The 22,402-nt window shown below is 68.2% G+C and carries 15 protein-coding genes; 8 read left to right on the forward strand and 7 right to left on the reverse strand.

The features are described 5' to 3' along the window. Positions 1-60 precede the first annotated feature (60 nt). Positions 61-1,137 carry a hypothetical protein gene (locus OG928_RS44800; protein WP_331767770.1) on the forward strand — a complete coding sequence of 359 codons (1,077 nt, stop codon included), beginning with the start codon at positions 61-63 and terminating at the stop codon, positions 1,135-1,137. A gap of 218 nt (positions 1,138-1,355) precedes the next feature. On the opposite strand, the gene OG928_RS44805 is transcribed toward OG928_RS44800, so the two are convergent. Further along, positions 1,356-1,778 (reverse strand): VOC family protein, encoded by a 423-nt coding sequence (locus OG928_RS44805; protein ID WP_331767771.1) that lies wholly within the window; start codon positions 1,776-1,778, stop codon positions 1,356-1,358. Positions 1,779-1,939: 161 nt separating this feature from the next. Between OG928_RS44805 and OG928_RS44810 the strand changes: the two genes are divergently transcribed. Further along, on the forward strand, positions 1,940-2,941 hold the full coding sequence (locus OG928_RS44810; RefSeq protein ID WP_331767772.1) for a WYL domain-containing protein: 1,002 nt from the start codon (positions 1,940-1,942) through the stop codon (positions 2,939-2,941). 190 nt (positions 2,942-3,131) lie between these two features. Here OG928_RS44810 and OG928_RS44815 read toward each other — a convergent pair whose 3' ends face one another. Further along, entirely contained in the window at positions 3,132-3,974 is an 843-nt protein-coding gene (locus tag OG928_RS44815; protein ID WP_331767773.1) for a hypothetical protein, read from the reverse strand. A 340-nt stretch (positions 3,975-4,314) separates the two neighbouring features. Here OG928_RS44815 and OG928_RS44820 point away from each other — a divergent pair, with 340 nt between their 5' ends. Further along, positions 4,315-5,697: a glutamate decarboxylase gene (locus OG928_RS44820; RefSeq protein WP_331767774.1), complete on the forward strand. Its 1,383-nt coding sequence runs from the start codon at positions 4,315-4,317 to the stop codon at positions 5,695-5,697. 602 nt (positions 5,698-6,299) lie between these two features. On the opposite strand, the gene OG928_RS44825 is transcribed toward OG928_RS44820, so the two are convergent. Next, complete coding sequence (locus OG928_RS44825; protein ID WP_331767775.1) at positions 6,300-6,731, reverse strand: hypothetical protein; 432 nt, start codon at positions 6,729-6,731, stop codon at positions 6,300-6,302. Positions 6,732-7,165: 434 nt separating this feature from the next. Here OG928_RS44825 and OG928_RS44830 point away from each other — a divergent pair, with 434 nt between their 5' ends. Further along, positions 7,166-7,633 carry a hypothetical protein gene (locus tag OG928_RS44830; protein WP_331767776.1) on the forward strand — a complete coding sequence of 156 codons (468 nt, stop codon included), beginning with the start codon at positions 7,166-7,168 and terminating at the stop codon, positions 7,631-7,633. A 349-nt stretch (positions 7,634-7,982) separates the two neighbouring features. On the opposite strand, the gene OG928_RS44835 is transcribed toward OG928_RS44830, so the two are convergent. Further along, positions 7,983-9,365, reverse strand: coding sequence for a deoxyribodipyrimidine photo-lyase (locus OG928_RS44835; RefSeq protein ID WP_331767777.1), 1,383 nt, complete (start codon positions 9,363-9,365; stop codon positions 7,983-7,985). A gap of 591 nt (positions 9,366-9,956) precedes the next feature. Here OG928_RS44835 and OG928_RS44840 point away from each other — a divergent pair. Then, the gene (locus OG928_RS44840) at positions 9,957-11,207 is read left to right on the forward strand and encodes an FAD-dependent oxidoreductase (protein WP_331767778.1); all 1,251 of its coding nucleotides are present in this window, start codon (positions 9,957-9,959) and stop codon (positions 11,205-11,207) included. A gap of 326 nt (positions 11,208-11,533) precedes the next feature. On the opposite strand, the gene OG928_RS44845 is transcribed toward OG928_RS44840, so the two are convergent. Both OG928_RS44845 and OG928_RS44850 read right to left on the reverse strand, forming a co-directional pair. Continuing rightward, positions 11,534-13,483, reverse strand: coding sequence for a family 20 glycosylhydrolase (locus OG928_RS44845; RefSeq protein ID WP_331767779.1), 1,950 nt, complete (start codon positions 13,481-13,483; stop codon positions 11,534-11,536). A gap of 538 nt (positions 13,484-14,021) precedes the next feature. Next, on the reverse strand, positions 14,022-16,310 hold the full coding sequence (locus OG928_RS44850; protein WP_406291887.1) for an Ig domain-containing protein: 2,289 nt from the start codon (positions 16,308-16,310) through the stop codon (positions 14,022-14,024). Positions 16,311-17,229: 919 nt separating this feature from the next. Here OG928_RS44850 and OG928_RS44855 point away from each other — a divergent pair. From OG928_RS44855 to OG928_RS44865, 3 genes are read left to right on the forward strand one after another with little or no spacing between them, the layout of a single operon-like run. Continuing rightward, positions 17,230-18,522, forward strand: coding sequence for an extracellular solute-binding protein (locus OG928_RS44855; RefSeq protein ID WP_331767781.1), 1,293 nt, complete (start codon positions 17,230-17,232; stop codon positions 18,520-18,522). Next, complete coding sequence (locus tag OG928_RS44860) at positions 18,522-19,520, forward strand: sugar ABC transporter permease (RefSeq protein WP_331767782.1); 999 nt, start codon at positions 18,522-18,524, stop codon at positions 19,518-19,520. The genes OG928_RS44855 and OG928_RS44860 overlap by 1 nt, the downstream gene beginning before the upstream one ends. Before the next feature lie 2 nt (positions 19,521-19,522). Beyond that, positions 19,523-20,350, forward strand: a complete 828-nt coding sequence (locus tag OG928_RS44865) for a carbohydrate ABC transporter permease (protein ID WP_331767783.1) — start codon at positions 19,523-19,525, stop codon at positions 20,348-20,350. 339 nt (positions 20,351-20,689) lie between these two features. Here the strand turns inward: OG928_RS44865 and OG928_RS44870 are convergent, their stop codons facing one another. Then, a complete protein-coding gene (locus tag OG928_RS44870; RefSeq protein WP_331767784.1) occupies positions 20,690-21,733 on the reverse strand; it encodes an enolase C-terminal domain-like protein in 1,044 nt (347 codons plus the stop codon). Between the last annotated feature and the right edge of the window lie 669 nt (positions 21,734-22,402).

Genomic DNA, 22,402 nt, shown 5'->3' on the forward strand with positions numbered 1-22,402 from the left:
CCGACCGGCGCCTGAGCGCCCGGCCGCGAACGAGTCAGTGGGGTTCGCTAGCTTCCGGGCATGTCGATCACTGCACAACTGCGCAACTCGGTGAGGCTGTCGGGTGGTGATGCCCTGGTCAACGGCTACGCCTTGGACAGCCGTGGGAACGGGTCGCACCGCGTGCTTCTCCGGAACGGGCACGAGCTGGAGGCGTACGACCTGGATGAGCTCTTCGCAGGGGAGTTCGCGCCGACTGCTTTCTTCCCCCTTCCGTGGCCGGGGTGGGACCGCGGTGTCGATTCGGTGAGTCCCGACGCGTCGTTCGCGGTGTTCTCCGGCCAGCGCGCGGTGCGGGCCGTGAGCGAGGGCGGCGAGACACTGTGGGAGTACCGGCACAGCTGCTGGGGGCCCCTGGTCGGTCACACGCACACAGGGGACGAGCAGGAGGTGTGCCGCGGCCTCGAACATGGGTCCTGCCACGTCTCCGACGACGGCCGACTCGTCTGGGCGCACGTCGTGGTCGGGGGACATGACCGAGACGGGGAGGACTGGCATGAGTGCTGGGTAGTCCTGGACGCCCGGAACGGACGGGAACTGGCCCGGCTGCCGCTGGAGAGCGCGGCCGCCGGCTCACACCACGTCTCCCATCCGGACGGGATCCACGTCGGCCTCTGCATCGGTATGGGCCAGGACGGCATCCTGCTCTACTGGGCGCGCTGGGACGGCGAGAAGCTGACCAGTTGGGATCTGAACGAGGGCATGGACCGCATCCTGACGGACGTCCATGCGGGGCACGCGGGCTTCCTGACGGTCGAGCACTATGGAGCCGACCTGCAACTGCACGCGCTGGATGGCGCCGTGCTCGCCGAGGGGGTGCCCGAGGCGGCCGACGGCGAGGACTCACCCTGGTGGGACCACGGCTGCGGCTTCGTCGACGCCGACACCGTCATCGCCACGACGATCGACGCCGATGAGGACTCGGAACGTGCCGTCCGGCACTGGCTCCTGGACGCCCGGACCCTGGACGTACGCGGGAGCCCCATGTACCCCACCGGCCCTGCCGACCGCTACGTACGCCCGCTCGGCGACGGGACCTGGCTGACCTACGACGGCACGAGTGAGACGCTCGATCGCTGGAGTGAAGCAGCGTCCTGAGCGCGACGTCGAGACCAGCGTCGGCTCGCGGACCTTCCTGGCTCTGCGCGACACACCGGAACGTCAAGCGCCCGGTGGATCATGCGCACGCGCTTCCGCGTCCTCACGGTGACCCGTTTCCTTCCGCTGCTGTACGCGTTCGGTGCCCGCGCCGTCCGGGCCGCCCGTGTGGCTGCGGCGGCCCGGACGGCGTAGGCAAGTCAGGTCGGTCGGTTGGTTCAGCCGTTGTACGGAGCGGTGACGTCCAGGACCCAGGTGACGCCGAATCGGTCGGTGAGCATGCCGTACAGCGGCGCCCACTGCGCGGGCTCCAGCGGACTCACGATGGTCGAGCCCTCGGCGAGCTTGCCCCACAGGGCGCCGGTCTCCTCGACGTCGTCGCCACGCACGGAGACGAAGAACGAGTTCTCGCCCTGGTTCCAGGGCAGATGCGAGGGCACGTCGTAGGCCATGACGTGGAAGCCGTTGCCGCCGACCACCTCGCCCCACATCACCCAGTCCGCCTCGCTCTCGTTCCGCACGGCGCCCGCGTCCTTGTAGGTGACTGCGACAGTACGTCCGCCGAAGACGGACTGGTAGAAGTCCAGCGCCTCACGTGCGGTACCCCGGAAGTTCAGGTGAGTGGTGGTCGTGACGGACATGACCTGCTCCTTGCCTTGATGTGACAAATGTGCGCCGTCGGCCGTCGATGCCGAGCGGCGGCTGCCGTGACCAGGGGTCATGCCTCCCGAACGGCTCGTATGCCACGATGGCAGAGGTAGAGGACAGGTTCTGTCCGGTACTCCAGGAAATATGTGGTGTCATGTATAAGACTTCCGCCCGGTTGCTCGCGCTGCTCTCGCTGCTTCAAACGCCCCGTGACTGGTCCGGCGATGATCTCGCCGAGCGTCTCGGCATCACCTCGCGCACCGTGCGCCGTGACATCGACCGCCTGCGCGAACTCGACTACCCGATCACGACCGTCAAAGGACCGGCCGGCGGCTACCGCCTGGAGGCCGGCACTCACCTGCCGCCCATGCTGTTCGACGACGAGCAGGCCGTCGCCCTGGCCGTCGCGCTGCAGACCGCGGCCGCCGGCACCGCCGTCGCCGAAGACGCTTCCCGCGCGCTGGCCACCCTCCGCCAGGTCATGCCGCCCCGCCTGCGCCACCGCGTCGACCTGTTGCACATCACCGCCGTCCAACCGCCCGCGGCGACCGGCGACACCCCTCGGGTCGACGCTCAGGTCCTGATGGACCTGAGCCGCGCCATCCACGCCCGCGAGGAACTGTGCTTCGACTACACCCCGGGCCCGAGCACCTCGGCCGATGACACCCGCCGCGTACAACCCCACCACCTGGTCGCCTGGCGTCATCGCTGGTACCTGGTGGCCTGGGACCTCCACCGCGAGGACTGGCGTACCTTCCGCGTCGACCGCATCCGGCCCCGCACACCCACCGGCCCCCACTTCGCCCGGCGCGAACTTCCCGGCGGCAACGTCTCCACCTTCGTCACCAGCCGATTCCGCGGCAACGACGGCACCACCACCGACTGGCCCTGCCGAGGCGAAGTCATCCTCCACCTCCCGGCCGCCGATGTCGCGTCCTTCGCCCAGGACGGAATCGTCGAGGAACTCGGCCCCCACCACTGCCGGCTCACCCTCGGCTCCTGGTCATGGACCGGACTCGCCGCCGCCATCGGCCGCTTCGACACCGATATCGAGGTCATCGGACCGCCCCAACTGGCCACCGCATTCGGGGACCTCGCCGCCCGCTACGCCCACGCCGCCCACACCACAAGACCAGAGACCGGCCCAGCGCGGTGAGAACGGAACTCACCACGCCGCTCAACCCCTCCGAACCTCCGGCCCCGACCCAACGCTCAGTTACGCGCGATCCGAGAGCTCCGAGGGCAGGGAAGGGCTTCGCAGGTGAGTAATCGGCGTTCCGAGACGAACTCCGCGACGTCCGCCGGATTACGGAGCCTGGAGGACCGCAGGAACGGCCGCTGCGAGCCTATGGGTGTTCGCCGAGTTGGAGGAGGCCGGCGAGGGAGAAGCACAGGGCGCCGGTGAGGGTGCCCCAGTTGGCGATGTCGATGTTGGCCGGGCTGTCGGTGGCGGGGCGGGTGTAGGCGGCGAGCGCCGAGACCATGAACAGGACAGAGCCGAGTTGGTTGACGGCGACGATCCACCAGCCGAGGTCGTGCGGGCGGACGCAGGGCCGGCCATGGCAGATCTCGACGAAGCCCAGGTGGCCGGAGACCAGGAAGAGGGCACAGCCGATCACGTCGGGCACCCAGATCAGCCGGTTGACCTGGTGGACGTTCAGACCCTGCAGGAAGGAGTCCAGCAGGTCGACGGCGAAGACGAGTGTGCCCGCGAAGAGGACGAACGTGCCCAGCCAGTCCACCCGGATCGGCTCGTAACTCCACCACCGCCAGGGGCGGGTGACCAGCCGGCCTTCGCCGCCGCCGACGTGGCGGGGCGCGTTGATCACCTGGAGCAGTGAGACATACCCGCCGGTGTTGAAGAACAGGCCGCCCGCGAGGTAGATCGAGGCGCACTCGGTGGCATCGCCGGAGCCGAACTGGGACACGGCCGCGCCGGCCGCGAAGAGCGCCCCGCCGATGACGAAGGCGATCGCGGCGATGGGGTTGAGTCTGCGCAGCCGGGTGATGGCAACGGCGTCCGCTCGGGTGTGCCGAGCGGCCGCCGCACCAAGGGGACGGACGGCGATCACGCCGCGCCGCCGCGCGAGCCGGGACTCCCACACGGCGGTGCCGCCGCCGGGAACGTGCCAGGTGAGCCGGGTGGTGAACGGTCCCGCGCCCTCGGCGCGCTGCTCGGGTTGCCTCACGGGCCGAGCCTAGAACCTCGGGCAGGACCGGAAGCCGGGCGAAACGCCCGTCCTGTCGATCCGTCGCTGCGGCCTGCGGGGGCGCGGCATGGTGCCCGGCCGGCCCGGCCCCGGCGGCGGGAGCGGGGCGCGGCCGGCTCACGCGGGCGGTATGGCCGCGAAACCTCCCTCCGCGTGGCGGCCTCGGCTGATGCAGTCGACCGGACGAGCGCGCTCCGTCCGGCGTCTGGGCGGCGCGTACCCGCCAACCCCGGGCGGAGTACGCCCACTGTCGAGCATCGGCATTCACCCGTATTGTTCGGAAAAGCATGCAAATAAGGCAATATGAGAGGTTTCTCTGATGGCTCTGCACAAGGCCAAGGAACAAGCCGGTGACCCGGCCGACGACGTCTTCGCTTCCCCGCTGAGCGAGCGCCCCTTGTCCAAGCGGGCCATGCCCGAACTCCCGACGCCCCCGAACATCGTCTTCCAGGTGCTGCGCAACGAGCTGCTCCTGGACGGCAACGCCGCGCAGAACCTCGCCACGTTCTGCACCACCTGGGCGGACGACGAAGTGCGGCACCTCCTGGACCTGTGCCTCGGCAAGAACATCGTCGACAAGGACGAGTACCCGCAGACCGCCGAGATCGAGTCGCGGTGCGTCAACATCCTCGCGAACCTGTGGCACGCGCCTGCCGGCGGCGGCAACGCCGTAGGCTGCTCGACCACCGGTTCCAGCGAGGCCGCCATGCTCTGCGGCCTCGCGCTGAAATGGCGCTGGCGCAACCGCCGGCGCGACGCGGGCCTGCCGACCGACCGGCCCAACCTGGTGTGCGGGCCGGTACAGGTGTGCTGGGAGAAGTTCGCCCGCTACTTCGACGTCGAACTGCGCCAAGTCCCGGTCGAACCCGGGGCGACCGGCCTCGAACCGCACCAACTGCGCGACTACGTCGATGAGAACACCATCGGCGTCGTGGCGATTCTCGGCGTCACCTACACCTGCACGTACGAGCCGGTCGCCGAGATCGCGGCCGAACTCGACCGGATCCAGGCGGAAACCGGCCTCGACATCCCCGTGCACGTGGACGCGGCGTCCGGCGGGTTCATCGCCCCCTTCCTGCACCCCGACCTGTCATGGGACTTCCGGGTGCCGCGCGTTGCCTCGATCAACTCCTCGGGCCACAAGTACGGCATGGCCCCGCTCGGCGTCGGCTGGGCCCTGTGGCGCGACGACGCCGCCCTGCCCGCCGACCTGGTCTTCCACGTCAGCTACCTCGGCGGCGACATGCCCACCCTCGCCCTGAACTTCTCTCGCCCCGGCGGGCAAGTCATCGCCCAGTACTACTTGTTCCTGCGCCTGGGCCGGGAGGGGTACCGGCGGGTCTACGAGGCGTGCGCACACACGGCCCAGCACCTCGCCCGGCAGATCGCCGACATGGGCCCTTTCACCCTGCTCTACGACGGGGCGGGAGCGCTGCCGGCCGTCTCCTACACCCTGACCGATCCCGACTCGGTCGGGTGGAGCCTGTACGAACTCTCCGACCTGCTCCGGATGCGCGGCTGGCAGGTGCCCTCCTACCCGCTGCCGCCCGACCGCCAGGAGACCGTCATCCAGCGCGTACTCGTCCGCCACGGCATCGACCGCGACGAGATCGAACTCCTCGCCGACGACATGCGCCGCGCCATCAAGCAACTCGACGACGGCCGCCCGCAGGAAGCGAACCGCGGCGGCTTCCACCACTGACCAGGCCCGGCAGCCTCCGGTACGGCCCACCCCGGAAGTCCCGAACAACCCGCGTTCGCGCTGAGCCCCCGCACGGGCATCACCGCGCGCAACGCAAGACGACGGCCGCAGCGCCCTCCACTGCCCCGCCGACACCGGTCGTGGTTCGACGAACCCGAGCACATCGCCACCGCCGGGCAAGACACTGGCGGTCGACGAGCGCGACGCGCGCGTCCCCACCGCCGGCCTGGCGCCGGGCAGCTACGCGGCTTGGTACCTGTACAACAACGAGTACACCAAACTCGCCGAACCCCTCACCATCACCGTCACCTGACCCGGGCGCCGGGTTCGGCACCACGAACACTCGACAGCCCCGGCCCGGGCCCAGGCAACGCGCTTGCTCATGTCTACGAGGCACCGAGCGTTCGGGAAGCGGGCGTGCGGGCCGAACTCCACGTATCAGGCGTGGAGTTCGGCCCGGCTCCCAGCGCTGCGGACGGTGCGGACGGTGCGGACGGGCGGAGTTCGAGCGGCACCACCGGGCCCGGAAAGGGCCACCCAAGGCCCGCCGACGATCGCCGCCCCACCCCGCCGGCGGGGTGGGGCGGCGGCCGTCGGGTGGCCTACTCGTGGAACTGGAAGTGCCAGGCCTGGTTGAGTTCCTGGGGCTGTAGGGGCCGCAGCGCCGTCATCGGCGGGAAGATCCGCAGCAGGCTGAGGTCGGCCGCCAGTTCGACGCCGTCGACCGGGCCGCCGGGTACGACGATGTGGAACGTGTGCGGCTGCGCGGACTGTCGCAGCTGCCATGGGGTCTCCTGCGAGGAGCCGCGGAGCATCTTGTTGACTTCGGGAACGCCGTCGTAGCTGAGGTACGTGTCGTGCCGCAGGTTCTTGATGGTGACGTTGCCGTCGGAGAGGCTCTGGACGTGCCACTCCTGTTCGCCGGGCTGACCGGTCGGCGGGAGGACGACCACGGGGGCCTTCGCCTCGGAAAGCGTCAGGTTCTGCTCGCCGGGTTTGACGATTCCGTAGGTGCCGTTGGGGATCGTTGCCATGACGGTTGTCTCCTCGGGGTCGGGGTGTCGGTGCGGCTCTCCTCGGAACGCACACACACGACCTTGGACCCGAACCCGCGTCACGCGCGGCGAACTCGCCCAACGGTCGCCCGATCGGACCACTCCGCCTCGGGTGGTGGCGACTCCTGGGCGAGCAACCCGATTGCCGCCACGGCCTCCCGGAACCAACCCGCCGGATACAGAGGGCACGTGCGGTCGTGAATGATCATGATTCAGGCGCTGATGACCGAGCTGCGGCCGCCAACCCAGACCGTACGGCCGCAGGCATCTTCCGACGGCCTGAACGATTTCTACGATCGAGCCGACACTCGCCGGCCGTGTCGGCGGCCGCGGTTCGGGAGGGTGCGGCGCCGGAAGGCGTGCTCGATAGCATCGCGTCGCGATGTCACTGTGACTGACCAGGTGGGGGAGCCATGAGCGATGACGTCCTGTCGATCATTCCGACGGATCCGCAGTGGCGGCCGGAACGCGATGCGGTTGACCGCGTCGTCTCGCTCGTCGAGGAACTCGCTCCCGGAGCCGCCGACGGCGTGGATGTGGACATCGACGTGACGTGGCACGACGCAGTGACCGTCGTGGACTGCGGGGGCAACCTGGAGAGGATCGGCTGTCCCCTGTGTCGGGCGTCCATCGACACGGAGTGGTGGGGCGACCTCCTTGATGCCCACTGCGACGATGGCTTCACCACCCTCGCGATCGAGGCCCCGTGCTGCGGAGGGTCAACCACGCTGGACGCACTGGATTACGACTGGCCTTGTGGCTTCGCCCGGTTCGAGATCGCCATTTGGAACCCCGAACGTCCCTGGTTCAGCGAGGACGAGCTGACAGCACTGGCAGACAGGCTGGGCCATCCGGTGAAGCAGATCCGAGCTCATACTTGAGCCTGGCAGATGTGAACCGGGCATGATCTCGTCCGGGCCACGGGGCCGGTGAAACGGGTCGCGACCGCGGTGAGGGCCATGACGAACGGGTCCGCGAGGTGGCTACGTAGGTCAGAGCGGAGAGCGTTTGTCGGTCGGTTTGGAGAGCGGTCGGCGTAGCGCGTGGGGTGCCCTCCCCGGAGAGGGCACCCCACGCGGGTCGAACCTCCCTGCGGCGCGGCGAGGGCCGGCGGGGTCGTGCAGGACCATGAGCGCCTCGTCGTGCCCCTCCCGAACTACGCGGCACAGCCGTTTCGGTTCGTGTGGTGCTTCCTGTGCCGATCCGGCGCGTGTACGCGGATCCGGCGCCCTACCGCCGGATCGCCTCGTAGCGGTCGAGTGCGACGCGTCTTTCCTCGGCGTGGTCGACCACCGGGTCGGGGTAGCCCTCGACGCCGATTCGCCACGGCTCGTGCACCGCCTTGCCGGCGATGCCGCGCAACTCGGGCACATAGCGCCGGACGTAGTCCCCCTCGGGGTCGAACCTACGGCCCTGGGTGATCGGATTGAAGATCCGAAACCACGGCGACGCGTCGGTTCCGCAGCCCGCGGTCCACTGCCAGCCGTGGCTGTTCGAGGCGAGATCGCCGTCCACCAGGTGCCGCATGAAGTGCGCCGCGCCGCGCGTCCACTCCTGGTGCAGGTCCTTGACCAGGAAGGACGCGACCACCATCCGCGCCCGGTTGTGCATCCAGCCCTCGGTGAGCAGTTGACGCATCCCCGCGTCCACGAACGGGAAGCCGGTCCGGCCCGCGCGCCACGCGTCGAACAGCGCGTCCGCGTCCGGCCCTCGGTCGTAGCGCATGTCGGCCATGTCCCGGTTCAGGTACTCCCGCGCGGTTTCCGGTCGGTGCCACAGCACGTCGCCGTAGAACTCCCGCCAGATCAGCTCGCTGCGGAACGTCTCGTCGACGCGGCCGGCCAGCAGCGTACGGGGGTGGATCTCGCCGAACTTCAGGTGGACCGAGAGCCGCGAGGTGCCGGCCAGGTCGGCCCGGTCGCGCAGTTCGCGATAGCGGTCCAGGCCGTGCGCGCGGAACGTGTCCCAGGTCGCGCGCGCGGCTCGCTCGCCCGCCTCGGGCAGTCGCACCCCCTCTGGCGCGGGCGCGGCGGGCGAGTCCACCGAGTCGGCCCGCGCCCACGCGAGGTCGGTCGGGCGAGGCAGCGGGTCCCGCGAGCCGTGTTCGAGCCACGCGCGCAGGAACGGGGTGAACACCCGATACGGCGACCCGTCGGCCTTGTGCACCCGTCCCGGCGCCACCGCGTACGGTGACCCGGTGGCCCGAAACGGCACGTCCAGGGCCGCCGCCACGGCCGCGTCGCGCTTGCGCCCGTAGGGGCCGAAGTCGGCGGTGACGTGCACCTCGGCGGCGCCGACCTCGCGCACGAGCGCGGGCAGTTCGCGGGTCGGATCGCCCGCACGGATCACCAGGTGCCCGCCGAGCTCGCGCAGATCCGCGTCCAGTGCGCGCAGCGAGCCGATCAGGTGCGCCCGGCGTGCGGGTCCGGAGGCGTCCCACAGCACCGGGTCCAGGACGAACAGCGGCAACACCCGCGCGGGCTCGCCGGAGCCGGTGCCGGGGAAGCCGGTTCCGGCCGCGGCGTGCAGCGCCGGGTGATCGGCCAGCCGCAGATCCCGACGCAACCACAGCACGTGTACACGATCGAGGGATCCGGACGAGGCAGAGGTCATTCGGGACGGCGATGGCATATCGGAACGTTATGACCGTACGCACCCGACAGCGTGGGCCCACACGGGCGGGACACACGTACGGATGACGCGGTGGCGCACGCGGGACGGCGTGGACAGGCCAAGCCGCAGCAGGTCGATCGGCCGGACGCCCGCATGGGCGTGGAGAAGACGAAGCGGTGGCCGTCCAACGTGGTCCTCATACGTCGCCCCGTTCTCCTTCTTTGCCCAACTCCACCTCGACCCCGACACCACCCGCACCCTCACTCACACCGGCGAACACCACACCACCACCCTGCGCACCTCGACGGCTGCGCCGCCACCGTCACCGAGACCGACCACGGCGCCGCGGTCACCCGGTCCAGCTCCGCGACCTGTGGGCGTCGATCGGAAGCCCACTTGCTCCGCACACGCCTCCAGAGCCACCCCACGCCGGTGCGGTTGATGCTCTTCGGCAGCGACAGACACACCGGGAACAAATCAACCGCTGACAGTGCAGGGCTATCGACGACGATGGCCTGGCCACGTGCGATGCCGGCAGAGAGCGGACCACCATCCGCCTGCCGGCCCAGTCAACACAGCAGAGGAGAGAACATGGCCGCGAACACAGCATTCGTGATCGTCGGAGCCGGCCTGGCCGGTGCGAGGGCAGCCCAGACCCTCCGGGAAGAGGGGTTCGACGGCCCGATCGTGCTGCTCGGAGAGGAAAACGAGCGCCCCTACGAACGCCCGCCGCTCTCGAAGGGCTATCTGCTGGGCAAGGACGAGCGCGACAGCGTCTACGTCCATCCTCCCCAGTGGTACGCCGAGCACGATGTCGACCTGCGACTGGGCACCACTGTCACCGCGATCGACCCGGCCGCCCACGAGGTGACGCTCGCCGACGGCAGCCGCATCGGCTACGCGAAGCTGCTCCTGACCACCGGCTCTTCACCTCGCCGACTGCCAGTGCCCGGAGCCGACCTCGACAGCGTCCATTACCTGCGCCGACTCGCCGACAGCGACCGCATCAAGGAATCCTTCGAGTCCGCGTCCCGCGTCGTGGTGATCGGCGCGGGCTGGATTGGTCTGGAGACAGCGGCCGCCGCCCGCGCGGCCGGCGTGGAGGTCACCGTGCTGGAGATGGCGGAGCTGCCGCTGCTGCGCGTGCTGGGCCGCGAGGTCTCCCAGATCTTCGCCGACCTGCACACCGATCACGGGGTCGACCTGCGCTTCGGTGAACAGGTCGCCGAGATCACGGGGAACGGCGGCCGGGCAAACGGTGTGCTGCTGGCCGATGGCAGCCGCATCACTGCCGACGCGGTCATCGTCGGGGTCGGCATCACCCCCAACACCCAGCTCGCCGACGCTGCCGGCCTGGAGGTCGACAACGGCATCCGCGTCGACGCCGACCTGCGCACCTCGCACCCGGACATCTACGCCGCAGGGGACGTCGCAGGCGCCTTTCACCCGTTGTTCGGCAAGCACATCCGTGTCGAGCACTGGGCCAACGCCGTGAACCAGCCCCAGGTCGCGGCCAAGGCGATGCTCGGCCAGGACGTGACATACGACCGCGTGCCGTACTTCTTCACCGACCAGTACGACCTGGGCATGGAGTACACCGGCTACGTCGAGCCCGACGCCTACGACCAGGTCGTCTTCCGCGGCCGGAGGGACACCCGGGAATTCATCGCGTTCTGGCTCGCCGAGGGCCGGGTGCTGGCAGGGATGAACGTCAACGTCTGGGACGTCACCGACCCGATCCGCGACCTCGTCACCTCCGGCCGAGCAGTCGACGCAAAGGAACTCGCCGATACCGGCGTGCCCTTGACGCACCTTCTCAGGCGCTCCGACGGAACCGGCTGATCGGCAAGGACGATTCGGGACCCTGGCGTCGGGAACGTTGCGGTGTGCTGCCGGATGCCGTCGTGCGGTTGGGGGCCCGGGCCCGGCCAGGGTCGCGGCCTGATCCGTGTGCGCCGGTCGGGAGCCGTCATGGAGCGGAACGGCGGGTCCGCACCGAAGATCGCATCGTCAAACGAGCGATCTCCAAGTACAACGCACGCGGACCCGCCGTCGACCGGGCCACCGACAAGGCGACCACCTGCATCAACATGCTCACAGCCGACCCTTGGCGCCGCCCAGTCCCGCCCTGACCGAACGGCGTTGCCTCTAGGGCCTGGGCCCGGGCCCTAGACCTTGGTCGGCGCGTAGACCTCGAACTCGTACAGCGAGATGCCCCACGTCGTCGCCCGCGCCGTGCCCTCCATGCGGACGTAGCGGCCGGAGCCGGACAGACCGGTCAGGTCGTCGGTGCCTCCGTCACCCGTGGTCGTGGTCTGAATCGTGGTCCACGTGGTGGCGTCGTCGGAGACCTGGATCCGGTAGCCCGTGGCGTACGCCTTCTCCCAGTACAGCTTGACCCGGCCGATCTGCTGCCGCGATCCGAGGTCGACGGTGATCCACTCGTTGTCGGTGTAGCCGCTGGACCAGCGTGTTCCGTACTCGCTGTCCACGGCGTTCACCCCGGGGAAGTTCGCGGTCTCGGTGCTGGAGACGGTCACCGGCTTACCCGCGGCGAGGTTGCCCGCCTGGGTGGCGGACGGCCAGGCGGGGTTGCGGCCGATCGTGTTGATCACCGAGACGAAATTCGACCAGGGCGTCACCGGCTTCGGCGAGCCCCAGGTCTGCTGGGCCAGCATCCGCAGCCCCTGCTTGATGTCGGAGGCGATGCGTTCCTCGGTCGCCACGTCGGGGTTGTCGCACCAGACGTGGATCTTCGAGCCGAGGTTCTTCGACTTCGACGCCTCGCCAATGGTCTGGTTGCCTTGGAACAGGTCGGGGTTCCACGTGTCGTAGCCCCACTGGCCGGCCGGGCCGCTTTGGCCACCGGCATGGAGCACGTAGTACGTGGGAGTCCAACTCTCATTGGAGATCAGGTGCCCGTTGTCGATGTGTGTCTGCGGTGATTTGCCGATGTTGTACCAGAACTCGAGGATGACATTGGCGTCGACGGTGACCGCGACGCCGCCGCCGATGCCGTCGTTCCAAGCGCGGGTGGTCTTGCCGGCCCCGCGGACGATCCCGTTGGCCCAGTCGATGAAGCCGAGGTAGGCGTCCTTGCCGGTGGCGTTCGCGCCGTAGGTCGCCTTGGCGTACTGCTCGAGCTGCGGGTAGGAGCTGTAATCGACCTGGTATTCGTCGGCGCCGATGTGGAAGAACGGGCCGGGGAACAGCGGCAGGTACTCGTCGTACAGGTCCTTGATCAGCGCGTACGACTCGGGCTTGCTCAGGTCGATGTACGACCCGTGTGCCGCACCGGTATTGCTGACCAGCTTCAGCTCGGGGTGGGCGGCCATGATCGGAGCCATGTGGCCCGGCGCGTCGATCTCCGGCACGATCGTGATCTTGTACTTCGCCGCGAGCGCGATCAGGTCCCTGACCTCCTGCTTGGTCAGGTGCTCCGGCGAGACGATCTCGGGGTGCGACGTGCTCTCGATCCGGAAGCCCTTGTCGTCCGACAGATGCAGATGGAAGTAGTTCATCTTCAGATAGGCCAGTTCCTTCACGTGATCCCGCAGCCACTGCGGAGTGAAGTACTTGCGGCCGTTGTCCACCATCAGACCGCGCTCGGGCTTGAGCGGCCAGTCCCGCGCGGAGCCCCGCGGGATCGAGGTTCCCTGCTTGAGCAGCTGCAGGACGGTCCGGGTGCCGTAGAAGGCACCGCGATCGTCGCGGGCGCTGATGGTGATCTTGTCGGTGATGGAGAGCGCGTAACCCTCGTCGCCGAGCGCGCTGTCGGTCGAGCCGAGCGACAGGAAGATGTCACCGGCCCGCAGGTCGGCGCTGGTGCCGACACGCCTGGTGACCGGCCGGCCGGTCAGGTCCCGTAGGTCGCCGGCGAAGACCGCACTGGTCGACGCCAGGGCCGGCGCGTCGTCGGCGGACCAGACGATCCGGGTGGCGTCGGTGAAGGTGAACGAGCCGGTGCCACCGATCCACTCTTGCAGCGCCGGGATGGTGAGGGGGCTGGGATTCGACGCGCTCTGCGCGGCCACCGGGTCGGCCGCCACCGAGATGGTGGCGACCAGGCCGACAGCCATGGCAAGCACGCCGCGGGACAACAATCGCAGGAGGCTCATCGTGTTCCTAGTGGGGAGTAGGTGATAAAACCCGCCACAACCAGGTGCATGATCCAGAGCAGTGGTCTAGACCACTGATTCAGTAGAGCGTTTCGTCAGGCCCACGTCAAGGGTCGGCTCCGTTCGGCCGTCAGAACGCGACGCCGAGCGAGCCACAGCCGCAACCCCGAACTGCGGGGCCTCTTTTCACGATTCGAGGATGCGGCTCTCTTGAGCCTCGAACCCGGCCTCGGTGAGCACTCCTCGCTCCTTGAGCTGTCCCAAGACGGGCCGTTCACAGGAGCACCTCCGAGTGCCGAGACCGGGCCGCGCCCTCGGGAAAGGCGTACGCGGCAAGCGATTCGGGGCGCATGCGCGCGGAGAACCCGGGGGCGGTCGGGGCGAGTTCGCGCGTCCACCTCCCGGGCGTGGTCGCGATGGTTCGGTCCGATGCACACCACCTCGCCGGGGCGGGCTGCCCGACGACCGCCGGCAACCGCCGTGAGACGGCAGCCCTTCGCGTTTCCGGTGGATCACCGACAGCGAGGCACCATCACGCTTACCTCGGCGGCGTGGTCTTCACCCGGTAGGTGATCTTGGCGTCGGCGATGTCCCCACCGTTGCGGGCCGTGATGGTGAACTTGCTGGTGCCCTTGGCGCGAGGCACGCCCGTGATGCCGCCGGTGTCCTTGTTGAGGGTGAGTCCGGGCGGAAGATCGCCGGACGTGACTTCGTAGCGGACCGTCTGTGGCGTGCTCGAGGTCACCTTGAACGCGTACAAGACACCGACCTGGGCATCGGGCGGCTCGGGTGTGATGAAGCCTGGCGTCGGCGCCTTGGCCCGCTGCGGCTCACCGATCGGCTGACCGGACGAGTCCACCTGCTGGAGCGACCATTCCTGATGTGGCGTCACCTCGCTCAAGTGCCAGTAGGTGTTCGGGTCGCCCAACTGCTTCTTCTGTTCGGCCGTGAAGGCGCCGACGCCGCGCGCGGACTCCCAAGTCCTGACCGCTTGAAGCAACGCGGCGGTGTTCGCTCCGGAAGCGAGACTCTGCACGCTGGTCTCGAAGTTGATGCCGGCGTTCAGGGACGCCGCGCGCGCCATGGTGATTTCGATCTTCTGAAGGCTGTCGCCGCCGGAGAACCCCTGTTGCCCCATCATTCCGGGCAGACAGTTGGCGCGGTAGAACGTGTTGCTGCGGAGGATCTGGGCGTAGTCCGTCCTTCCGATCTCGCCCCAACTGGCCCGGGACTGGGCGTCCCAGGTGTTGGACGAGAGGTTGCTGCATTCGGTGACGAACTCCTCGGAGTCGAGCCGCCGGTGGACGCCGTTGACCAGATGCGCGAAGCCGTAGCCGCCCCACCCGGTGTAGCCCGCCGATTCCAACCCGTCGTAGGACGTGGCCCGGATGCCGGTGGCGTTGTACGCGCCGGCCAGCCGGATGGCTATCTCGTCGATGATCGGCAGGCCGCCCATCGCGCCGCCGTAGCCGTTCTGGATGAGCCGGGTGGCACGGGTGCCGGCCGGACAGGACTGCGCGGCCGATCCCCATTGCGCCCGCGCCAAATTGCTTACCTGCCACTCGGTGCCGCTGATCTTGGTGACGGTGCCGTAAGTGATGAACTCGTCGCCGATCCTCAGTCGTTGGCCGTCGACGCCGGGTCCCAGCGGGCGGTCGGCGTCCACGTACAGCGTGGTGTCCGACGAGCCGAGCGGTCGGGTCAGCCCGACGCTTCCTCCCACTGACAGCCGCGCGTCGGCCGGGGCCTTCACATACGGATCGTGGGCGTCGATGAAGTCGGACAGGGTGTGCACGCCGACCTCGATGCCCTCCTTCGCCGCGGTGGCCACCAACTGGGCCGCTGCCGCGTCGGATCCGCCGAACGCGCCGTTGAACTGGTAGTGCCCGTGCGACACCCAGGGCCCGTCGCCGGCGATGGCGTAGATGTTCCTGACCCCGGCCTGCCGGGCGTACCGGCCGGCAGCGGTGACATTGCTCGTGTTGAGATCGTGGACCCAGAAGTGGGACTGCGAGGTGCGCTGGGCCGCCTTTTGCCACTGGCCGTCGAGGGTCGGGTATGCCTGGCCGTGCTCCTGGGCGATCTGACTCAGCACGGTGAGGGACAGATCCGGCGCACTGCCGAACAGCGCGATCTTCGACCCGACGATCCGACCTTCCGGCCCGGGCAGCGGTCCGAGCGGGATCTCGTACCCATTGGTGCGCTGCCGGACCCGTTCTCGGCTGTAGTCGTAGGTGGTGGCGCGCAGCACGCTGCCCCACTTCGTCTTCGCCGCGACATTGCTCGCCAGCCACTCGTCCTTCTCGCCGGTCTGCAGGCCGTACGGATTCCAGACGAGATCCGGGCCGAACCCGTAGGCGAGGTGCTCGTTCGGCCACCCGCCCACGGTCTTGTCGTTGAGCGGGCGCACCCCCACGACGACATTGTCGTCGCTGACCATCCCGACGGTCTCACCGATCGTCTGGGTGATCTTCGTCGGCAGCGGCCCCCACAGCAATGTCTGCACGTCCACACCCGGGGCCGCGGTCAAGCCGGTCACCTCGAGTGTGGAGTACGTCGGAAAACTGACGACCTTCACTTCGATCGTCACCTTCTCGCCGGTGAACACCAGCACTCGCCGGTCACGCGGCGAGACCCTCACCTGGGTAGGAGCCTCTTGTCGGCCATCGGCCACCACACTGACCAGCGGCACCGAAGTGCCCGCCGCCAGATAGTCGGTGCCGCTGCGCAGATCCAACAGGCTGTTCACCCGACCACGGCTGTCGACGCCCACCGACAGGAAGCCCGCGGTGATCCGATGCGATTGGGACGCCCCATCGGTGGACACCCCATCGGTGGTTGCCTGCACCGCCTGAGCGGGGGAGGCCGCAAGCCCCATCGTCCCCACCGTCGCGACCGAACTCAGGCTACTGACGATCAGAAATCGGCGTCTGTCCATATTTTCCCCTCGGTGAAGCAGATCTCGACGAAGCGTGTAAGTGCTGATCGTTCGTGCTGCAGCCTGCATGGGGTCGGAGTCCCGCGTGGGGGACGACCGACGGTGTCCCCCCACATAGTTCGTACTCTTCAAAGGAGTACGAGCAGACGAGAAGCGTCGAGCGGGCGCTCCCGCAGCTACATGAAATACCTTGCCTCTTCCGGGAAGATGCCCGGCGCAAGTGCGATCCAGCGTGCAGCCGACCGACGAGCGAGTCAAGACTTAGTTCGGATCTATCTGCGTTCGAGCGCCGGCGCTTCGCTGAGGTCGAGGCCGGTCGGCCGTCGGCAGTGAGCGCCACATCTGTCCGACTGGGGGAGACGTGCGAGGCCGCACAGTAGTCGGTGCGCGCTGCCGGGTGCGACGACGCGGCGTTCGCCCGGGCTGACGAGGCGCTCCATCAGGCCGTCGGTGCCGCGGCAGGCCGTCATCGTGGTCGGCGAGCAGCGATGAGTTCCCTCGGTGCCGACCCCGGCGCCGCCGGCCAGAACCCCAGCTACCCCCGATGTATCGCATCTATTAGCCAGGAAGGGCGGGATAGTTGGGTCTTATCTCTTGACACTGCCATCGGAGGACTTCGATACTCGAAGGCCTTCGGACTCGGAGCGCTTTCGGTCGGTCGCCGCCGAGCGCAGGAGAACTCTCGGAAGAGTCCGAACCATGGGACGGATGTGACGGGCGGTTGGGATCGGGCCCCATCTCGTCATCGTAACGACACAGGCACCGACACACCATCGCCTCCGACATCGACGGGCAGGGGAAGAGACACATGACAAGCAATTCGAAACTCCTGGGGGCCGCCGCCCTCGCCGGTGCGCTCGCACTGACCGGATGCACGGCCGGCAGCACCAGTGGGAATGCGTCATCAGGCGACAAGCGCACCCTGACCTTCCTCACCTTCGAAACGCCCAACCTCGATGCGAAGTATTGGGATGCGGCGATAGCCCGTGCCTCGGCGAAGGTGCCCGGGGTGACCATCAAGAAGCTCGTGGCACCCAGCTCCGACCGCACCGGATACGCGAAGCAGTTGGACAGTACGGGCCAGTTCCCGGACATCATGATCGGCCTGAACCCTGCCGGATTCGCCCAGGCGGGCAAGTTGGCGGAATGGTCGGACACCGACCTCGCGAAGTACAGCCAGCCCCGCGCCAACACGTACGGCGGGAAGGTCTACCAACTGCCCTATGCCACGCAGACGACGCTCGTCTACTACAACAAGAGCGATTTCGCCGAGGCCGGTATCGATGCCCCGCCTCGTACCTACGCCGAGCTGCTCGACGACAGCGCCAAGTTGAAGGCGAAGGGAATCAATCCGTTCGTGGTCGGCGGTGGCGGCAAGGACTCGTGGGCCGACATGTTCCCCTTGATATGCACCGTGGCCAGTGAGGTCTACAAGGAGACGCCGGACTGGCTGTCACAACGCACCGCGGGCAAAGTCAAGTTCACCGACAAGGCTTTCGTGACGGCCGCCCAAAAGGTCGCCGACCTGGCCGGCAAGGGCTACATCGACCGGGCGGGGCTGTCCCGCTCCTACTCGGACACCGAGCAGGCCTTCCGCGACGGCAAGGGCGCGATGTACCCGATGGGCAGCTGGTTCTCCGCCTCCGCCGACACGAAGAAGCCGAGCTTCGACACGGGTGTGTTCGCGTGGCCCACCGACCAGGGAACGCCGGCGCTTCCGAGCGCCACGGGCGGCGGGATGACGGTGAGCTCCAAGGCGGCGGACGTGGAACTCGCCAAGACGTGGGCGAAGGCCTTCATGGAAGACGAGGAGAACCTCAACGCCGGCGTCAAGGCCGACGGGCTCATCATCGACGTCAAGGGTTACACGGCCCCGGCCGACATGGGACCTGTCTACAAGGAGACCGTGGCGGCGTATCGGCAGGCCCAGACGGCCAATGGAATCGTCAACTCGTTCTCCCAGGAGACCGGCGACGGTTCCTTGCCGCCGGGTCTGGCCGACAAGGCCGCGGCAGGCGTCCAGGATCTCCTCAGCGGTCGCATGACAGCCTCGCAATTCGGTACCTACATGGACGAGCAATGGGACAAGGCCACCCGGTAATGCGTATCCGTACCCTCACCCGGCCGGCACGTTTTCCTGCCACGCTCGAAAATTCGGGCGTGGCAGGTGAGGGGCCGCCGGCCACCGTGCCGAAGCGGTCGCCGCATCGGTCCCGGGGGGCGCGCTCGCGGGACAAACTGAGCCGCTTCACCCTCTTCGCGGCGCCGGGCCTGCTGGTCTACCTGGCTCTCGTGCTCGTGCCCGTCTGCATCACGATCGGTTACAGCTTCACCAACAAGAACCCTTTCAATCCACCGACCCGGTGGGTGGGGGCGGACAATCTGACGAGCCTTGCCTCGGACGACGAATTCCTCACGGCGCTGGGGAACACCGCCCTCGTCACGGTAATCGTGACCATCGCCACCAACGTGGGTGGGCTTGCCATCGCCCTGCTCCTTGATCGACGCGGCTGGCTGTACAACGTGCTCCGCAGCGTGTTCTTCGTCCCGGTCGTCCTGAGCGCTGTGGTGGTCAGCGTCATCTGGCAGGCGATTCTCGTCGACGACGGCCTGCTCAATTCCATGTTGCGTCAGCTGGGGATGAGTGATCCGCCGGGATGGCTCTCCGACCCGAATCTCGCCCTCTACACGGTCTCGTGGGTCATCGCCTGGCAAGGGCTCGGATTCTGCGTGGTCATCTACCTGGCGGGGCTTCAGGGAATCCCGCAGGAGTTGCAGGAGGCGGCATCGATCGACGGCTGCGGACCACTGATGCGGTTCCGTCATGTGACCTGGCCGATGCTGGCGCCCGCCGTCACCATCAATACGGTCATGTCGCTGATCGGCGGGTTCAAGGCATACGACCAGGTCCAGGTCCTCACCAACGGCGGCCCCGGCCCAGGCACCACATCCACCCTCGCCTTCGAGGTGGTACAGACCGCGTTCAACGGCAACCACATCGGCTACGCCTCTGCGATGGCCGTGGCGATGCTGGCCATGGTCGCGGTCGTGTCGGTGGTCGCGCTCGGTCTGTTGCAAAAACGCGAGGTGTCTTCCTGATCATGAACAAACCCAGGGCTTGGCTCCGTCCGGCTGCCGCGCTGCTCGCAGGCATCCTGTTCTTCCTGCCGATCTACCTCGTGCTGGTCAATGTCTTCAAGGACGGTTCGGCGATCGTGTCGAACCCGGTGGGTCTCCCGGCCCCGCCGACCTTGGACAACATCCAGAGCGTGCTGTCCCGACCGGACCATCTCTTCTGGTACGGATTGATGAACAGCACGGAGGTCACCGTGATCTCCATCCTCATCGTCACCGCGATCTCCGCCATGCTCGGCCACTACCTCGCCCGGTCGAACGGTGTCCTGGCCAAGATCGCCATGGTCGCGCTGCTGTGCGGCCTCATGGTGCCGCCGGCGGTCATCCTCACCCCGATCACCGAAGTGCTCAGGACGCTCGGCCTGATGAGCACCGTGCCCGGTCTGGTCCTGGCGTACGTCGGCTACTACATGCCGTTCGGAGTCTTCGTCTTCGCCGGCTTCGCCAAGACGATCCCCCGCGAAATCGAGGAGGCGGCGGCCATCGACGGGGCCGGTGCGTTCCGTGCCTTCTGGCAGGTGGTCTTTCCCCTGATGCGACCGGCATCGTCCAGCGTGCTGATCTTCCTCGGCGTCTGGATCTGGAACGACTTCCTCAACCCGCTGATCATCCTGGGCCCGGCCACCGGGACCACGGTGACCGTCGGCATCTATCGCGCCATCGGCGAACACCAGGCGGACTACGGCACGGTGTTCGCCCTCATGTTCCTGGCGACGCTGCCCATCCTGGTGTTCTTCCTGGTCTTCCAGAAGCAGTTCGTCAAAGGCCTCACCGGCGGAGCGACGAAGGGCTGACCGGCGGAGCGGCACAACGGGGTGGGGGCTGTGGAAGCCCCCGCCCCGTTGTGCCGTCTCGCCATCGTGCGCGCTCACACCGCACCGGGCGACGGCCACGCCGCCGGCGACAGGGACGAAGCCGGCCGTGCCGGCCTGCCGCAGCCGAGCTCCAAGCACCCGGCCCGGCCGCGGGGACAACGGTTCCAACGTCTGCTGCGCCCACTCACCGGACCGCACGCCGACGACGAAGGCTGCCGCTGACGCGGATCGTCGTGGCAGGCAGGCGACAACAGGGAGGGCGGGCGCACCTGCGCCCGCCCTCCCTGTTGTCGCCTGCGGCGACCACTTGCGAACTCGTCACCAGCCCGGTTGGTCGAAGCCGATGCCCGGGGCTGTCGGCGCGTGGACGAGCCCGTCGGCGCCGACCGCCGGCTCGCGCTGCACGGGGTTGGTGTAGACCAGGGATTCGTAGTAGGTGGTGTTGGGGATCGCCATGCACAGGTGGGCGTTGACCACTCCGGTGCCGTGCACTTCGGCTCGTAGTTGGTAGCTGTCGGCCAGGTGTGCGATGCGCATGGCCCCGGTGATTCCGCCCTTGTACTGCGCACTCGTCCTGACCCGGCCTGCGGCGCCGGCCGCGATGAAGTCGCCGACGTTCATGTGCGCGCCGTCGGAGGTCTCCGCGACCAGCAGCGGGACCTCGACTCGTTCGGCCAGCCGGCGGTAGGCGGTCACGCTGAACTCGCGCATCGGCTCCTCGTACCAGAGGTAGCCGGCCTCGGACAGGACGTGACCGAGTTGGATCGAGTCGGCGAGGTCGAACCCGGCCGAGCCGTCGTACATGAGTGGGACGTCGTCGCCGACGTGCGCCCGTAGCTTCCGGCACAGTTCCGCGTCCGCCTTCGGGTCGCCCCAGGCGTGCAGCTTGATGCCGACATAGCCCAGTTCCAGGCACTGGGTGGCGACGTCGAGGTACTCCTCGACGCTGCCGAAGGTGACCGTGCTCGCGTAGGCGGGGATGGCTTCGCGGTAGGTGCCCAGCAGTCGGTGGACCGGTTGCCCGGTCGCCTTGCCGGCCAGGTCCCACAACGCCACGTCGACCAGACCGAGGGCATAGATCGGAAGCTCCTCGATGCGGTCCAGTTCCCACAGCCGTTGCCACAGCAGCTCGCGCATCATTGGATCGCGACCGACGAGGTCCTCGCGGATACGACGGGCGACCAGGTCGGCGACGATCAGCCCGCGCCTCGTGTGCGCCTCGCCCACCAGGCCCTCGTCCGTGTGGACGCGCAGGATTCCGCCCACCACCGCCGGCTCCGAGCCCGGAAGCCCGGCGCGCCATCGGAAAGGCGGCTGAGCGGGCAGATCGACCAATTCCACAGTCACATCGATGATTTGCATGGATGTCCTTCACGGCTAGAGGCCCGGGGATCCTGAGTGGCTGTCGTCGCCGGGCTGGAGTCCCACCCGGACGGCATGGTCGAGGATGCGTAGGGCAGCGACCTCGTACCCGGGCGCGGAGACGTGCTCTGAGGGGGCAACGACACTCCCTCACTTGCTCCCTGAGGCTGCCCGTCGTCACATTCCGGCCCTGGCGGCCATCATATGTCTCGGATATATGATGCGACGCTGGATCAGTAAATCACATCAAAAATTCCGACGCCAGGTTCGGTAACCCGAGACTCTTCCCCGTCTCGGTCGGGTTCTTCCGCCTCGACGTCGGTGCGAGGGAGGGGTTCAGGCGACTGGTGTCGCCCCTTCCCACCTGCGACGGGTCTTCAGGAACGTCGGCACGGTTCGATTTCCTGGATCCGGTATGTATCCGATCCATCTCGCGCTACGCCGTGCGCTCATGACCGCTCAATCGATCCTGCCCCACCAGAGGAGTTCTCCATGCACGTCCGCGACCCACGCGAAGCCGCCGCGGAGCCGGACCGGATGCTTGCCCCATGCGCCTCGGTGAACGTCTCCAGGGGGCACTGCGGCACGAACTTCGGCTGGTGGGAGGGCGCCAATCGTGGTGAGGCCGACTACCGGCCCGCCTCACGAGCTGCGACTACGACGCGCCGG

The sequence above is a fragment of the Embleya sp. NBC_00896 genome (assembly GCF_045207785.1).
In the GTDB taxonomy this organism is placed as follows: Bacteria; Actinomycetota; Actinomycetes; order Streptomycetales; family Streptomycetaceae; genus Embleya.